The sequence below is a fragment of the Paraburkholderia azotifigens genome, from assembly GCF_007995085.1.
Taxonomy (GTDB): Bacteria; Pseudomonadota; Gammaproteobacteria; order Burkholderiales; family Burkholderiaceae; genus Paraburkholderia; species Paraburkholderia azotifigens.
Genome location: NZ_VOQS01000001.1, coordinates 2,306,512 through 2,320,116 on the forward strand (window position 1 = coordinate 2,306,512; position 13,605 = coordinate 2,320,116).

The 13,605-nt window shown below is 61.5% G+C and carries 16 protein-coding genes; 5 read left to right on the forward strand and 11 right to left on the reverse strand.

The window, feature by feature from the left end:
• Positions 1 to 8 precede the first annotated feature (8 nt).
• The 7 genes from FRZ40_RS10250 to FRZ40_RS10280 all read right to left on the reverse strand — a co-directional run bounded on the left by FRZ40_RS10250 (position 9) and on the right by FRZ40_RS10280 (position 6,704).
• On the reverse strand, positions 9 to 872 hold the full coding sequence (locus tag FRZ40_RS10250; RefSeq protein WP_028365716.1) for an STAS domain-containing protein: 864 nt from the start codon (positions 870 to 872) through the stop codon (positions 9 to 11).
• A 239-nt stretch (positions 873 to 1,111) separates the two neighbouring features.
• Positions 1,112 to 2,836, reverse strand: coding sequence for a tannase/feruloyl esterase family alpha/beta hydrolase (locus FRZ40_RS10255; protein ID WP_147234033.1), 1,725 nt, complete (start codon positions 2,834 to 2,836; stop codon positions 1,112 to 1,114).
• Positions 2,833 to 3,942 (reverse strand): OpgC domain-containing protein, encoded by a 1,110-nt coding sequence (locus FRZ40_RS10260; RefSeq protein WP_147234034.1) that lies wholly within the window; start codon positions 3,940 to 3,942, stop codon positions 2,833 to 2,835. The genes FRZ40_RS10255 and FRZ40_RS10260 overlap by 4 nt, the downstream gene beginning before the upstream one ends.
• Positions 3,943 to 4,330: 388 nt before the next feature.
• Positions 4,331 to 4,675, reverse strand: a complete 345-nt coding sequence (locus FRZ40_RS10265; protein ID WP_147234035.1) for a c-type cytochrome — start codon at positions 4,673 to 4,675, stop codon at positions 4,331 to 4,333.
• Positions 4,672 to 5,475: a BON domain-containing protein gene (locus FRZ40_RS10270; RefSeq protein WP_147234036.1), complete on the reverse strand. Its 804-nt coding sequence runs from the start codon at positions 5,473 to 5,475 to the stop codon at positions 4,672 to 4,674. The genes FRZ40_RS10265 and FRZ40_RS10270 overlap by 4 nt, the downstream gene beginning before the upstream one ends.
• A gap of 20 nt (positions 5,476 to 5,495) precedes the next feature.
• Entirely contained in the window at positions 5,496 to 6,083 is a 588-nt protein-coding gene (locus tag FRZ40_RS10275) for a phosphoheptose isomerase (RefSeq protein WP_147234037.1), read from the reverse strand.
• Between the two features lie 150 nt (positions 6,084 to 6,233).
• On the reverse strand, positions 6,234 to 6,704 hold the full coding sequence (locus FRZ40_RS10280; protein ID WP_028365710.1) for a YraN family protein: 471 nt from the start codon (positions 6,702 to 6,704) through the stop codon (positions 6,234 to 6,236).
• Between FRZ40_RS10280 and rsmI the strand changes: the two genes are divergently transcribed.
• Positions 6,703 to 7,578, forward strand: a complete 876-nt coding sequence (rsmI, locus tag FRZ40_RS10285; RefSeq protein ID WP_147234038.1) for a 16S rRNA (cytidine(1402)-2'-O)-methyltransferase — start codon at positions 6,703 to 6,705, stop codon at positions 7,576 to 7,578. The genes FRZ40_RS10280 and rsmI overlap by 2 nt on opposite strands.
• A 76-nt stretch (positions 7,579 to 7,654) precedes the next feature.
• Here rsmI and FRZ40_RS10290 read toward each other — a convergent pair whose 3' ends face one another.
• Positions 7,655 to 8,254, reverse strand: a complete 600-nt coding sequence (locus FRZ40_RS10290) for a septal ring lytic transglycosylase RlpA family protein (RefSeq protein WP_147234039.1) — start codon at positions 8,252 to 8,254, stop codon at positions 7,655 to 7,657.
• A 640-nt stretch (positions 8,255 to 8,894) separates the two neighbouring features.
• Between FRZ40_RS10290 and FRZ40_RS10295 the strand changes: the two genes are divergently transcribed.
• The 3 genes from FRZ40_RS10295 (at position 8,895) to FRZ40_RS10305 (ending at position 10,712) form a co-directional block, all read left to right on the forward strand.
• The gene (locus FRZ40_RS10295) at positions 8,895 to 9,539 is read left to right on the forward strand and encodes an MBL fold metallo-hydrolase (protein WP_028365707.1); all 645 of its coding nucleotides are present in this window, start codon (positions 8,895 to 8,897) and stop codon (positions 9,537 to 9,539) included.
• Complete coding sequence (locus FRZ40_RS10300) at positions 9,536 to 10,150, forward strand: 3'-5' exonuclease family protein (RefSeq protein ID WP_147234040.1); 615 nt, start codon at positions 9,536 to 9,538, stop codon at positions 10,148 to 10,150. The genes FRZ40_RS10295 and FRZ40_RS10300 overlap by 4 nt, the downstream gene beginning before the upstream one ends.
• A gap of 103 nt (positions 10,151 to 10,253) precedes the next feature.
• Positions 10,254 to 10,712 carry an Lrp/AsnC family transcriptional regulator gene (locus FRZ40_RS10305; RefSeq protein WP_012399541.1) on the forward strand — a complete coding sequence of 153 codons (459 nt, stop codon included), beginning with the start codon at positions 10,254 to 10,256 and terminating at the stop codon, positions 10,710 to 10,712.
• A gap of 9 nt (positions 10,713 to 10,721) precedes the next feature.
• On the opposite strand, the gene FRZ40_RS10310 is transcribed toward FRZ40_RS10305, so the two are convergent.
• Positions 10,722 to 11,828 carry a cation diffusion facilitator family transporter gene (locus FRZ40_RS10310; RefSeq protein WP_240057132.1) on the reverse strand — a complete coding sequence of 369 codons (1,107 nt, stop codon included), beginning with the start codon at positions 11,826 to 11,828 and terminating at the stop codon, positions 10,722 to 10,724.
• Between FRZ40_RS10310 and FRZ40_RS44955 the strand changes: the two genes are divergently transcribed.
• Positions 11,799 to 12,185 carry a hypothetical protein gene (locus tag FRZ40_RS44955; protein ID WP_240057133.1) on the forward strand — a complete coding sequence of 129 codons (387 nt, stop codon included), beginning with the start codon at positions 11,799 to 11,801 and terminating at the stop codon, positions 12,183 to 12,185. The two genes, FRZ40_RS10310 and FRZ40_RS44955, sit on opposite strands and share 30 nt — an antisense overlap.
• Here FRZ40_RS44955 and FRZ40_RS10315 read toward each other — a convergent pair.
• Complete coding sequence (locus tag FRZ40_RS10315) at positions 12,172 to 12,474, reverse strand: H-NS histone family protein (RefSeq protein WP_028365704.1); 303 nt, start codon at positions 12,472 to 12,474, stop codon at positions 12,172 to 12,174. The genes FRZ40_RS44955 and FRZ40_RS10315 overlap by 14 nt on opposite strands.
• 358 nt (positions 12,475 to 12,832) lie before the next feature.
• Entirely contained in the window at positions 12,833 to 13,498 is a 666-nt protein-coding gene (locus tag FRZ40_RS10320) for a HugZ family pyridoxamine 5'-phosphate oxidase (protein WP_147234042.1), read from the reverse strand.
• Between the last annotated feature and the right edge of the window lie 107 nt (positions 13,499 to 13,605).

Genomic DNA, 13,605 nt, shown 5'->3' on the forward strand with positions numbered 1-13,605 from the left:
TGCTCACCTCAGCTCGCGGCGCGCGTCGGAATGCTCGACCCGCTTTTCTGCAGCGCGATGATGAACGCATCCGCGAGCGTCGACTTCGTGATCACGTTGGTCAGGTCGACGCCGAGATGCACGATGGTCTGCGCAATCTGCGGACGGATGCCGCTGATGATGCAGTCCGCCCCCATCAGACGCGCGGCCGCGACCGTCTTGAGCAGATGTTGCGCGACGAGTGTGTCGACTGTCGGCACGCCCGTGATGTCGATGATCGAAATCGCCGCGCCCGTTTCGACGATCTTCTGCAGCAGGCTTTCCATCACGACTTGCGTGCGCGCGGAATCGAGCGTGCCGATCAGCGGCAGCGCGAGAATGCCTTCCCACAACTGCACGACGGGCGTCGACAGTTCGAGCAGTTCTTCCTGCTGGCGCGAGATGATCGCTTCGCGGCTGCGCTGGAAGACTTCCGTCGTGAAGAGACCGAGCGCATCGAGCAACAGGTTCAACGCCCAGCTCACTTCGGCGAGTTCCTGCGGCTTCGCGCTGAACTCTTCGCGAAGGCGCGCATAGAGCGGCTGCTTCAGCGAGAACACGAAGGTCGCCGTTTCAACGGGTGTGAAGCCCTGGCGCGCGCGATGCGAGGACATGTCGGCCAGAAACGCACGTACGGGTTCCCATTCGGGACGGGTCGCGTCGAGCGTGTCGGCCTTCGCGAGCGTCTCGGAGAAGACGTTCAGGAAGTTGCGGAACTGATCGTTCATCTCGGCTTCCGTGGTCAACCCGCGGCGCAGCGCTATCGATAGATGCTGACTCAACCAGTCAGCGAGCAACGTGTCGCGATGACGCGTCAGCACTTCGACAAGAGCCGCGCTTTTCGATGCGTTCATAAGGTCTCCGGGAACGGTTCAGGTAAATATTGCTCGATTGTTTGCGTGCAAACTGTTCGCGCGCGTTCGAATCGCGCAAACATTACCGGAAGGCGTACTGATGACAGCAGTTAGCAGCACCTTGCCGCACGATCGCCCAATATTACAGGTGCGATGCGCGGTTGCGCATAAAAAAGAGGGCCGAAATGTGCGCAACGCGACGGGATCCCGGCGGCGCGTTTTCGTCTGACCTGGGTGGTTTAGGGTTCGCTACAAACGAAGTTGTTGGCGTCGTTGAGATTGCCTTTGCCGAGGTAGTGCGGATACATCGGATAGCGGCACAACGGACGCGAGCGGCCATTGGTTGGCGCAGCGATGTCGGTGGCGAGCAGGGTTTCGGGCGAGATGCCGCGCGTCACCCAGTTGTCGAGCGCGCCGAGCAGATCGACGGATGGAATGAATACGCCGCCGCCATGCTGGAATCCCGGCACCATGTAGAGACGCATGAACGCGTTCACGCGCTCGTCGCCGTAAAGGTCGACGAGACGGTCGTAGTAGCCGATGGTCTGGTTTGGGCTGATGACTTCGTCGGCGAGGCCCTGCATCGTGATCAGCTTGCCGCCCTTCGCGATGAAGCGGCTCAGGTCGGGGTTCATCGCGCCGATGGTCTGCGACAGCGCGACCAGCTGCTTCTGATATTTGCCGGGATGCTGCACGTCGAACTTCAGCGAATCGAACGTGGCGTCCTGCGCGACGAAGTAGCGGACGTAGCCGTCGCCTTGCGCGAACAGATAACCGTTGCCGGCGAATGTCGGCGACGTCTGCCGCACGGGGTCGCGGCCGAGTCCGAGCGCGCCGTTGAAGCGCGTGCCCTGAAATACGTTGTAGCCGCGATAGCCGCTCACGTCGTAGGCGAGCTTGTACGGCAATCGCAGGCCGTCGCGCAGCACGTTGAGCGTCGACAGTTGCGCGTCGGTGAGACAGCCGGCTTCGTGTGCGTACGAGGTGCCGCGATGGCAGCGCAGCGCATCGATGATTTCGGCTTCGTGCTGACGGCATTCGGCGACGTCGCTGACGATGCCGTCCGCCGCGCCGTCGAGCTTGTCGCACACTTCGAGCGACTTCTGATAGACGCGCTCGAGCAGCGCAGGCGGCACGAACCCACCGGGCGTCGCGTATTCGGCCTGGCCGACGCGCACGCCGATCAGCCGCACGCCGGAGAAATTCAGCGCGGGCGAATCGGCGATCACGCCGTCGTAGTCGTCGGGGAAGCGCTGCATCACCGTGTAGCCTTCGCGACCGCCCGTCGAGCCGCCCGCGAAATAAGTACGGCCTGGCGGACGGCCGTATATGCGAGCGATCAGCGCGAGGGCTGCGTCGTGCGTTTTCTTCAGATGCGCGTAGCCGAAGTTGACGACGGATTCGTCGACGAGACCGAACACCGCGAGCGACGAATTGCCGACATGGCCCGAGTCGTCGCCGAAGGTGACGTAGCCTTGCGCGAGCGGCGCGCGGATCGGCGAGAACGGCATCACGCCGATGCCCGTGACGACCGTGCCGTTGTAGCCGCCGCCTCCGACCTGCAACGCGCGGCCGTTCCAGCGCCGCGGCAGGTTCAGGTCGAAGCGGATGTCGGGCGTCGTACCTTTGATCGCGCGTATGACGCCGGTGATACGGCAGAACTCGCCTGCGCCGTTGCCGGGGGTTTGCGCGGAAATCAGTGTCGCCGATTCGACATGGGCGCCGTGCGTCGGAATCGCGATGGTGTCGGCTTCGAGCCAGATGCCGCTCAGATCTGTGCAGCGGGTGGAGAACGGGGGCTTTTTCGCTTCTGACGTGGCTGGGTTTTGCGGCTGGGTTTCTGCCTGATTTGGGCTTTCAGTCGTGGCCGCTTTTGTTGCGTATGCACCGGTGACAATGCCGCAAACGAATGCCGCGCGTGCGAGCTTTTGCGCCGCACGCGGCCATGCAGTACGGCGCTTCATCGGCAGTCGGCTCCGCGGACGGCCGCGCGCGGCTGCGTCGGCCCTTTCCAGTCGTTCCAGAAGCGCGCGAGCAACAGTACGGCGATGATCGCAATCAGATCGCCTGCGAGTGCGACGAGGCCGTGGCTCAGACCGCTGAGGCCGCGCGGCGTGGCGGTATCGACGGTCAGCGAAATCAGCGTGCCGCCGACGAAGCAGACGAGCCCGGTCTGCCCGACCTTGATGACTGCGGGCATGCGGTGCGCGAGCCGGGTGATGGCGCCCGTGCGGACAAGCCCGGTTGCGAGCCAGGCGATAGCGAGAAAGTTGATCACGCGTTCAATCGACAGGTTCTGTTTCAGGTGGCCGGCGAGCGGTTGCGTCAGGATGAACAGTCTGGTTACTGCGAAGGCTAGCACGGCTGCGATGGCTATTTTGGTAAACCAGCGGCCGCTGCGGGATTCCTGGAATCCGGCTGAGACTGGATGCTCGCGGCAAAGGATACCGATTACGAACATCAACTGCCAGGCGAAAGGATTGAAGGCCCAGTCGCTGACGTCGTCTATGGCGAAAAGTTTGGCTAGTGGTATGGCTAGCGCCCATATTGTTGCGCTTGATGCGAGTGCTGGCAGCGGGGATTTTCGTGCGAGTGGAACGATGAGCGGGACGGTTAGCGCGAAGAGGACATACATCGGCAGGACGCTCGACAGGTAGGGCTGGCGTCGCAGCGTTGCTATTTCGAAGGCTTCTTTTATAGGGGCTGTGGAGAAGGTAGGCCAGCCGGTTAGCTCGACCATTGGACGGTTGAGGTGCAGGCGCTGCAGGATGGCGCCTGAAAGTAGTGTAAGGAGCGCGGTTAGCAGATAGGCGCGGTAGATCTCGCAGCAGCGTTTGTGGAAGCGGGTTTGGGCGGCTTTCGGGCCGCTTTTTGTTAGCACCGCGTTGTAGGCTGCTGCTGAAGCGTAGCCGCCGAGGCACACGAACACTTCCGCTGAATCGCACAGGGCGTACGCGTGCAGCATCAGGTGCTGTAAGACGCTCCCCGGGATGTGATCCAGCACGATCACGATCAACACGATCCCTCGGAAGAAATCCACTTCGATCGAGCGGGGACGGGGTGGGTTCATGCGGGGCTCGCGTTGGCTTTGCGCTTTGGCGGTTGCCAAGGCGTTCGATCTGCCGCTTTGGTACGTCGATCTGGGGTTTACGTGGATTAGTGGCGGTCGGGCCGGAGAATGTTCCCGGTGGTTAGGGAGGTGAAAGGGGGTGTTGTGGGAATGAGGTGGAGGGGTGGTGGGGCTGGAAGAGAGTGCAAACGCGCGGTGCGGTGGTGCAGTCGATTAGTTTGAGATCGGCTGGTGATGTCGGGTCGATATGGTCGAGTTCGATGTGCGGATGAGGATCGAACTCCCGACCTTCGCATTGCGAACGCAACGCTCTCCAGATTAGCTACCGCCCACGATCAACCGCTTCGAGCACGTCGCAAATTTCATCGTGCCAACTGTCCGAGCAGCCTCACTTCGAAGGCGCCCCAACCAGCACCCAATCAACAACAGTGCGAATATCTGCATCGCTCATAGCAGGGTGAGCAGGCATCGGAATCGCACCCCAGACGCCCGATCCGCCATCCTTGACCTTCTTCGCCAAAAAAGCAGAAGCCCCAGCATTCCCCTTGTACTTTTCAGCGACCTGCTGAAACGAAGGCCCAACGAGCTTCCGATCAACGGCATGACATCCCATGCACGCATTGCTCCGCGCGATCGCGAGCCCGCGCGGCGGCGCATCGGCGGCATGAGCCAAAGGCCCAAACGCAAACACCAAACCCACCATCGCTCGAACAAGGACAACGAAAAACTTCATTGCCCCGCCTTCGGATTCCCCGGATGCACCTGCGACGAATTACTCACGGGCGCGGGCGACTGCTGCTCCAAAGGCTTCGACGTAATCGACGAATCCGGCACTGCACCCGAAGTCACTTCAGCATCAGGCTGAGCGGCGGCAGCAGCCGGCGCCCCCGAAGCCGCCGACGCAGCAGCAGCCGACGCCGCAACAGCCTCTTGCGGCTGAATGTACTGGAACACCTTCACAACCTGCGTAACACCAGGCACCCGGCTCGCGACATCAGCGCCACGATTCCCCTCGTCGACGGTCACCAGACCCATCAGATAGATCGAGCCACGCTCGCACACCACCTTATAGTTGTTCGCCGAAATATCCTTCTCGGCGATCAGCGCGGTCTTCACGCGCCCTTCCAGATATGTATCGTTACTGCGCGAAGAGAACGAGCTAGCCGGCGCCACAGTCAACTCGTTGATGATCGCATTCACGTTATTGAGGCTGCGCACAACCGACTCAGCACGCGCCTTCGACACGTCTCCGGCAACCTCCCCAGTCAGCAGCACGCGCCGGTTGAAAACCGTCACATTCACGTGCGCGCTGTCAGGCAGATTCTGGCTGATCAGCGACATCGCCTTCACCTGAATCTCGCGATCTTCCGTCTGCGCGCCGAGCGTGCGCCGGTCGGTCGCGACCAGCGCGCTGCCGCCCGCCGCCGCACCGACAGCCAGCACGCAGCCCTGCAACGTCGCCGCCAGCCCGGCGACGAGACCGACCACCAGCGTAGTCCTCACAAACGTACTCTTCACGCGATATGCGCTCATCAACTCGCTCTCCTTCGGAATCATTCTTCGCCGAGCAACATGGCATCGATGCCGTCGCACAGACTATGGATCGTCAACAGATGCACTTCCTGCACGCGCGCCGTGCGATCGGACGGCGCGCAAATATGGATATCGGTGTCGTGCAGCACTTCGTTGATCTTGCCGCCGCCCTTCCCCGACAACGCGACCACGATCATCTCGCGATCGTGCGCGTCGTCGATGGCAGCGAGGATATTGGCTGGATTGCCCGACGCCGTGATAGCGAACAGCACGTCGCCGGGCTGGCCGAGCGCACGAACCTGCGTCGCGAAAATCTGGTCGAGCGAGGCATCGTTCGCAATGCCGGTGATGATCGACGAATCCGTCGTCAGCGCGATGGCCGCCAACGCAGGACGCTCGCGCTCGAAACCGCCGATCAGTTCGGCAGCGAAGTACTGCGCATCGGCAGCGGAACCGCCGTTGCCGCAAGTCAAAATCTTGTTGCCGTTTGCAAGCGCGGCAAACATCGTGTCGACGGCCGCCGCGATCGGCATCGACAGTGCTTCAAGCGCTGCGAGTGTGACTGCCGCGCTGTCGCGGAAGTGTTGTTGAATGCGTTCGACTGACATCGACTCTCTATCGTGTACTGCTCGCGCCGCCCGCGTGGCTGCGCTGGTTCAATTAGACGTGTGCTCTTCCCCGCGCAATGGCGAGAGCGAAAGCGCCCCGCCCTTTTCGCGTCCGCAAGTTTAGCGTACTCACGCGGCGAATCCGCGCGCTCAGCATTCGTCCGCGCGAAAAGCGTCCCGCAACCAAACCAGTCGACCGCGCTCGAACGCGATCACATCGAAACGGCACGCGGGCATCGCGTCATCATGCGTCGACAAAAAATGCAGCGCGGCGCGCACAATGCGCTGCTGCTTCCGCCACACGACGCTCGCCGCCGCGCCGCCATATCCGCTTCGCGCCCGCGCGCGCACTTCGACGAATACGAGCGCGCCATCCGGCTCGCTCATCACGAGATCGATTTCGCCGCCGCGACACACCACGTTACGCGCGACGAAACGCAAACGCTGCCGCTGAAGAAACGTCAGCGCGCGCGTTTCGAACGCTGCTCCGACGGTTTTGGACCGTGCGCCTCGCGAAAAGTTGTGCGAGCACTGCGCGGCATCGCTCGCGCAGTCTCGTGCGCGCGCAGTCGCGTGGCACAATGTCGGCCTTGTTTCGTCCGTCTGCGTTTTTCGTGTCATGACTCCTCTTTCCGAACTCGCGCAAGGGCAGCAGTACCCCGCCTCCGCGCTCTACGTCGTGGCCACGCCGATCGGCAACATCGCCGACATCACCGTGCGCGCGCTGCATGTGCTAGGTCTCGTGGATCGCATCGCCGCCGAAGACACGCGCAACACGGGACAACTGCTGTCGCGCTACGGCATCTCGAAGCCGCTCGTCGCCGTGCATCAGCACAACGAACGCGAGTCGGCGCAGCGGATAGTCGACTATCTGCGAGCAGGCGAGCGCGTCGCGTACGTCTCCGATGCAGGCACGCCCGGCATCTCCGATCCCGGCGCGAAACTCGTCGATATAGTGCGCGAAGCCGGTTTCGCCGTCGTCCCACTGCCTGGCGCCAGCGCGCTTGCGACCGCGCTCAGCGTCGCGGGCGACTGGGTTTCAACCTTCTCCTTTCTCGGCTTTCTGCCGCCCAAAGCGAAGCAACGCGCCGCCGCGCTCGCGCCGCTTGCGAAGCACTCGCAGGCCATGGTGTTCTACGAAGCGCCGCATCGCATCGTAGAAACCGTGCAGGCGCTCGCCGATGCATTCGGCGGCGAGCGGCGACTGCTGATTGCCCGTGAGTTGACGAAATTACACGAGGGATTGCATCGCTGCACCCTGGCCGAAGGGCCAAAGTGGCTGGAAGAGGACGCGAACCGGCAGCGCGGCGAGTTCGTGCTGGTCGTCGAAGGCGCGCCCGCCGATGCCAAGGGCGAGGATGATCACGACGCGCTTCTCGGCACGCTGCTGGAAGAGGTGTCGGTGAGCAGCGCGGCCAAGATCGCGGCAGCGCTGACGGGCGTCTCGCGCAACACGCTGTACACGCGCGCGCTCGAACTCAAAAAGGACGAGTAAAAGCAAAAAGGGCTGCACGCGCAGCCCCTTCTTCCGAGGACATACAGTGTCCACGGCAAATCGATCTAGGACGCTCTTACTTCTCGTTCGAATCGCTCTGATTCGAAGCCAGGATTTCCTTCATCTCGGCCTTCGCCTCGCGCTGCGTCAGACCTTCGATCTTTACGCGACCAGTACCAATATGCGCAAGATGCAGAATTTTCGCAGCCGCGTAGGAAAGATCAAGCACCCGGCCGCGAGCGTACGGGCCACGGTCGTTGATCTTGACGACGACACTGTCGTTCGTCGCCGGATTGGTCACGCGCACGTACGAGCCGAGCGGCAACGTACGATGCGCAGCCGTCAGCGCATGCATGTCGAAGCGCTCGCCGTTGGCCGTCTTGCGGCCATGGAAACCGCGCCCATACCAGGACGCGCGTCCCGTCTGATGGAAGTCCGCGATGTTCGGGCCGTCGGTCAACGGCTCTGCGTCAGCGAGTTTGCCCTTCTGATCTGCCGCATCCGGCAGATTGTTCATACCTGATCCATACGACTGCGGCGCGAGCACAGTGCGCGCGTCCTTCGTCGTTGCAGACACACCGCTGACCTGGGTGTTCGCGCCCGGAGGCACCGCGCAACCGGCGAGTGCCAAAAAGGCAAAAACGCTCCCAACACGTCGGGGTAGCCGAGTTTTCATAAGACAAATTGATGCAAATGCGAGCCGCATCACGCGAACTGCTACGTGTTTGCTAGCGACTCCGGCGGCAAGGGGCGAGCGCGCACCGCGCAACGCTGGCGCAGGACGATGAAAGCCCGGACGCGGCACCTTCAGCCGCAACCGCACGGTTAGTTTTCACGTCTGACGCAACTGTCCCCGCAGTTTTGGCCAGACCCCACAAGCCGCCATCGAACGTTCACACGCTCATGCACCGGAAAAACACGGCGCTCAGGAAGGCGGCGTAGGCCCCATCCAGCGTTACGGTAGCGAGACCGTAGCAGGCGCGTGGCACCTGGCTAGACAGGACGTGCGCATCGAAAAATACGATCGATGCTGGATTTGCCATCGGCATAACCGACAGCACTTGCTTGATGGTGAATTAGCAGCACCCGTTCCCGTTTCATAGGACGAAATGCCTGTTCACCCAAAAGACGGTGCGATTTCCCACACCCGATACGCAGATTATACCAAAAACACAATCCTGTGTTCTCTACCTCAACTCGCCTTCGATGAATTCTCACTATTACTGCAAAAATTCGTATTCGCCAGTCGGCTTTTCGGCCAATGGCACACGTCGCAACGGCCGGTACAATCGAGTTTTTCAAGCACGCCGTCACTCATGAAAGTCACCCTGATCCCCGTCACGCCGTTCCAGCAGAATAGTTCACTGCTCGTCTGCGAAAAGACCGGACGCGCGGCCATCGTCGATCCGGGCGGCGATCTCGACATCATCAAAGGCGAGGTGGAACGCCAGAAGGTGTCGGTCGAAAAGGTGCTGCTGACGCACGGCCATATCGATCACTGCGCGGGCGCGAAGACTCTGGCGGAGCACTACGGCGTGCCGATCGAAGGGCCGCATGTCGACGAGCGCTTCTGGATCGAGCAGTTGCCGCAACAAAGCCTGCGTTTCGGCTTTCCCGCTGCCGAAGCCTTCGAGCCAACGCGCTGGCTCGACGACCACGACACGGTCACTTTCGGCGACGAAATACTAGAGGTCTACCACTGCCCGGGGCACACGCCAGGCCATGTGATCTTCTTCAGCCGCGCGCACCGACTCGCACTTGTCGGCGACGTGCTCTTCGCCGGTTCGATCGGACGCACGGACTTTCCGCGCGGCAATCACGGCGACCTGATCCGCTCGATCCGCGACAAGCTCTGGCCGCTCGGCGACGACGTCACGTTCGTCCCCGGTCACGGCCCCACGTCGACGTTCGGCGACGAACGCCGCACGAATCCGTACGTTGCGGACGGAGTCGGCGCATGAGCGAGGAAATCTATGTGAGCACCGACGTCGAGGCGGACGGTCCGATTCCCGGCCCGCATTCGATGCTGAGTTTCGCGTCGGCGGCTTATACGGCCGACAAGCAACTGATCGGCACGTTCTCGGCGAATCTGGAATTGCTCGAAGGCGCGGCGCCGCATCCCGTGCAGGAAGCGTGGTGGAAGACGCAGCCCGAAGCGTGGGCCGCGTGCCGCAAGGACTTGCAACAGCCGGCGGCGGCGCTGATCGCGTACGTGGAGTGGGTCGAGGCCTTGCCGGGTAAGCCGGTGTTCGTCGCGATGCCGGCGGGCTTCGATTTCACCTTCATGTTCTGGTACATGATGCGGTTTACCGACCGCTGCCCGTTCTCGTGGTCGGCGCTCGACATCAAGACGCTCGCGTTCGCGATGACGGGCCTGCCCTATCGCAAGAACATCAAGCCGCGCTTTCCGAAGCACTGGTTCGACGACCATCCGCATACGCACGTCGCACTCGACGACGCCATCGAACAAGGCGCGCTCTTCTGCAACATGCTCGCGGATCTGCGCGCGAGCCGGAGCGCCGTCGTGTCGAACGCTGATGGGGACGACTCAGGACAAAAACCCGCCGAGTAGGCGGCAAATTAGGGAATCTCCCTCAGTATGGGCAGTTTGCATTGCGTTTCGTTTCCGCGACCTCTAACATTGATGAAAAGGCGACGCGACAACGGAGGCGCAGTTGACACTCGATACGTTCTCTCAAAAGATCCTGCGTCTTCTGCAGCTAGACGCGCGCCGTTCGGTGCAGGAAATCTCCGACCAGGTCGGACTCTCCAGCACGCCGTGCTGGCGGCGCATCAAGGACATGGAGCAATCGGGCATCATCCAGCGCTATACAGCGTTGCTCGACCGCGAAAAGCTCGGCCTGCACGTGTGCGCGCTGGCCCACATTCACCTCACACGGCACACGGAAGGCGGCGTCGAGCAGTTCGAACGTGAAATCGCCACCTGTCCTGAAGTGACCGAGTGCTACAGCACGACGGGCGAATCGGACTACATTCTCAAGATCGTCGCGCCCGACATCAAGGCGTACGACACTTTCCTTCACGACCGCATCTTCAAGATTCCAGCCGTCGCACAGGTGCGCACGAGTGTCGTGCTGCGCGAAATCAAGTTCGATACGCAGTTGCCGCTTTAAGCCATTCGCTCACGCATCGCCACGCGGCTCACGCGCGAGCTCCGCGCCGGCCGTCGACACGTCGACGGCGTGCGTCACGCTCAACCCGCGCGCGCCCAGCCTGAGCTTCAGCGCTTCCAGATCGACCCGCTCGAGCTGATGCACCTCGCTCTCCAGCGCGTCGAGCCTGGACGGCTGCAATGTCACCTCGACGTCGAGCCCCGTGCTCAGATAATGCAGATTCACACTCGCCGCCTTGAGCCCTTGCGCGGCCAGCGCCGTTTCAACTTCTGCGACGATCTTTGCACGCGGCGGCAGATTGACGGGCGGCCGCGCAATCGCATCGTTTTCCGGATCGACGTGAATTAGCGCGTCGAGCACGCGGTTGTCCGACAGTACACGTGCGCGCGCCGTTTCCGCAATGTAGTGGCCTTCCGAAACCGAGATCATCGGATCGACGAGAATGTGCGCGTCGACCAACGCAAAGTCGCCCATTTTCCGCGTGCGCAGCTCGTGGACATCTTGCACCCCCGGCGTCGACATGATGCGTGCGCGCAGATCGGCAGTGTCGGCTTCGTCGAGCGCGCGGTCGGACAGATCCTGCAGCGCGTCCCAGCCGAACGTCCAACCCATGCGCGCGACCATGAAGCCGACGATCGCGGCTGCGATCGGATCGAGCAGCCGCACGCCCGCGATGCTCCCGACGATACCCAGCGCCACCACCAGCGAAGACGCCGCGTCAGAGCGCGCGTGCCATGCGTTCGCGATCAGCATTGCCGAGCGCACGCGCTGCGCCTCGCGCAGCATGTAGCGAAACAGCCCTTCCTTCGACAGCAGCACGGCAACGGCCACGGCCAGCGCGCTCAGATGGACGGCGGGGATGTGCTGCATATCGGAAAGCCGCGTGCCGGCGCGCCACAGCATGCCCACGCCGACCGAGATCAGCAAACCGCCGAGAAATAACGAAGCGACCGTTTCGTAACGGCTATGTCCATAGTTATGGTCCGCGTCCGGTTCGGCCGCGCTATGGCGATTCGCAATCAGCACGACAAAATCAGAAATGAGATCGGCGAGCGAATGCACGCCGTCGGCGACGAGCGCCTGGGAATGCGCGAACACGCCAATCACAATCTGCATCGACATCAGCACCGTATTGAGTCCGATGCTGACGTAAGTGCTTTTGCGCGCAACGCGCTGCTTTTCGTCGGACTGGGCGGCCAGGTTGGAAGACATTTGAAGGGAAACGGGTTCGTTGCCATTAATTCTACCCGCCGCTTCGTGAATCCGCTGTTAAGCGACCGAAAAAAATCTTTTAAATCATGTGGTTATCATAATGCGAAGCATTCGCATCAAAGCGGCGGCGGCGCGGTGGCCGCACCGCGAGAAGAATTGAAAAGCAAAAGGAACAATAAAAAACCGCACCCCTCAATGCAGCGCGGTTTTTTTAATGCATTGCTCGCAATGCAAGCATTAAGTCAGATTATTTCTCGATGAGAAATTTTTCGCGATCTTGACCGGCAATCCAGCGCGGCGGCTTTCCGCGGCCCGACCAGGTGCTGCCGCTCGCGGGATCGCGATATTTCGGCGCAACTCCGGCGCGGGGACGGCCCGCTGCTTTTACCGCTTTCGCACGCGTACCACCGAGTTCAGCCAGCGTAATGCCGTAATCGGCCATTTTCTGCTTGATCTCGTTTAACACTTCCGCATACTCGCGCGCTTTCGCCTCTTCGATCTGCTTTTCGAGCTTTTCGCGCTGCGCGAGCAGTTCCCTGTAGGAGGACATAGTTTCCTTGTGGTTCAATAAATGGACGGACGGTCTATGCCGATTAGTCCGGAAAGTGATCATGCCTCGGAATTTGGTGGCGAGATTAACACAAAATAGAAACTCCGGAAAAGACGTCCGCGAAAATTAATTAATCTCAATTTCTTAAACTTTCACGCGAGCCGCCAATCCGTGACTTCCGCGCCAAATTATTCTTTCGCTGAATAACGCTCATCTGAGGAATAAATTCATATTAACTGGCAAGACATGAAAAGCAATGGCTAATTTATTCCGAAACATTTCGTGCGATGCGAGTTTTAACCGGCTAAATGTGAAATGTCTCCGGTCGCAAGGTAAAAACGCCCCTTCCTTTTGGTGTTTAAGCGGCGTCCAGGCGGGCGATGGAATCTTCGAGAACGGCTCGCAGCGATTCCGAATCGGGAGCGGGTGCGTCGAATATGACGCGGTTCCGGTTTCCCGATACCGCCAGGTCGGCGCCATACCGGTCGACACCCAGCAGTCGAACGTGCGCCGGCCGTCGCGGATGCCGCTCGATCATCTCGATCAGCGCGCTTTCCTCTTCGAACGAAACGGCCGTAAGCGGGTCGAGTTCTTCTGCCGTCAGCCAGCCCATCGCGCCGAATCCGCCGATATAGCGCATCCGCTCGACCGACATTACCCAGAAAGAAAAGTCCCCCAGCACGAGATAGCGCTCGGCGTCCGGGTGATAGCGCAGGTAGCGCTGGGTCACGTCCGGCGTCGGCTCGACGTGCGCGAAGGTGCCGACCAGCGTGATGCGCTCGCCGTTGAGCACGTCGCCATCCGGCGCGTGGACGATCAGGAAACCCGAGCGCGGATCGGAATGCAGGTTGCGCGTGTGCTCGGCGAGACGGCTCACGAGTATCGTCGGGAGATGCCGCGCGTCGGGCGCGAACGGCAGCACGGTCGGATACGGAAAGCCCTGGGGCTGGCGCGCATGCGTGGCAAGCGTGCCGACAGCGGCGTGATGCAGCAGATGCAGCGGAGCGTGAGCGGGAATGTTCAAGTGCGCATCCTCGTGGAAGTGAGTCCGCGCGGCGCGATGCCCGATGGATCGACGAGGCCGGCATCGGTCCTGGCCGGAACGGGCAACGCGCCGCGCGTGGAAAGTAG

Excerpts from the sequence above, each read along its gene's own strand:
- FRZ40_RS10250 (WP_028365716.1), bottom strand. The coding sequence starts at position 872 with ATGAACGCATCGAAAAGCGCGGCTCTTGTCGAAGTGCTGACGCGTCAT.
- FRZ40_RS10255 (WP_147234033.1), bottom strand. The coding sequence starts at position 2,836 with ATGAAGCGCCGTACTGCATGGCCGCGTGCGGCGCAAAAGCTCGCACGC.
- FRZ40_RS10260 (WP_147234034.1), bottom strand. The coding sequence starts at position 3,942 with ATGAACCCACCCCGTCCCCGCTCGATCGAAGTGGATTTCTTCCGAGGG.
- FRZ40_RS10265 (WP_147234035.1), bottom strand. The coding sequence starts at position 4,675 with ATGAAGTTTTTCGTTGTCCTTGTTCGAGCGATGGTGGGTTTGGTGTTT.
- FRZ40_RS10270 (WP_147234036.1), bottom strand. The coding sequence starts at position 5,475 with ATGAGCGCATATCGCGTGAAGAGTACGTTTGTGAGGACTACGCTGGTG.
- FRZ40_RS10275 (WP_147234037.1), bottom strand. The coding sequence starts at position 6,083 with ATGTCAGTCGAACGCATTCAACAACACTTCCGCGACAGCGCGGCAGTC.
- rsmI (WP_147234038.1), top strand. The coding sequence starts at position 6,703 with ATGACTCCTCTTTCCGAACTCGCGCAAGGGCAGCAGTACCCCGCCTCC.
- FRZ40_RS10280 (WP_028365710.1), bottom strand. The coding sequence starts at position 6,704 with ATGACACGAAAAACGCAGACGGACGAAACAAGGCCGACATTGTGCCAC.
- FRZ40_RS10290 (WP_147234039.1), bottom strand. The coding sequence starts at position 8,254 with ATGAAAACTCGGCTACCCCGACGTGTTGGGAGCGTTTTTGCCTTTTTG.
- FRZ40_RS10295 (WP_028365707.1), top strand. The coding sequence starts at position 8,895 with ATGAAAGTCACCCTGATCCCCGTCACGCCGTTCCAGCAGAATAGTTCA.
- FRZ40_RS10300 (WP_147234040.1), top strand. The coding sequence starts at position 9,536 with ATGAGCGAGGAAATCTATGTGAGCACCGACGTCGAGGCGGACGGTCCG.
- FRZ40_RS44955 (WP_240057133.1), top strand. The coding sequence starts at position 11,799 with ATGCGCGAACACGCCAATCACAATCTGCATCGACATCAGCACCGTATT.
- FRZ40_RS10310 (WP_240057132.1), bottom strand. The coding sequence starts at position 11,828 with ATGCAGATTGTGATTGGCGTGTTCGCGCATTCCCAGGCGCTCGTCGCC.
- FRZ40_RS10315 (WP_028365704.1), bottom strand. The coding sequence starts at position 12,474 with ATGTCCTCCTACAGGGAACTGCTCGCGCAGCGCGAAAAGCTCGAAAAG.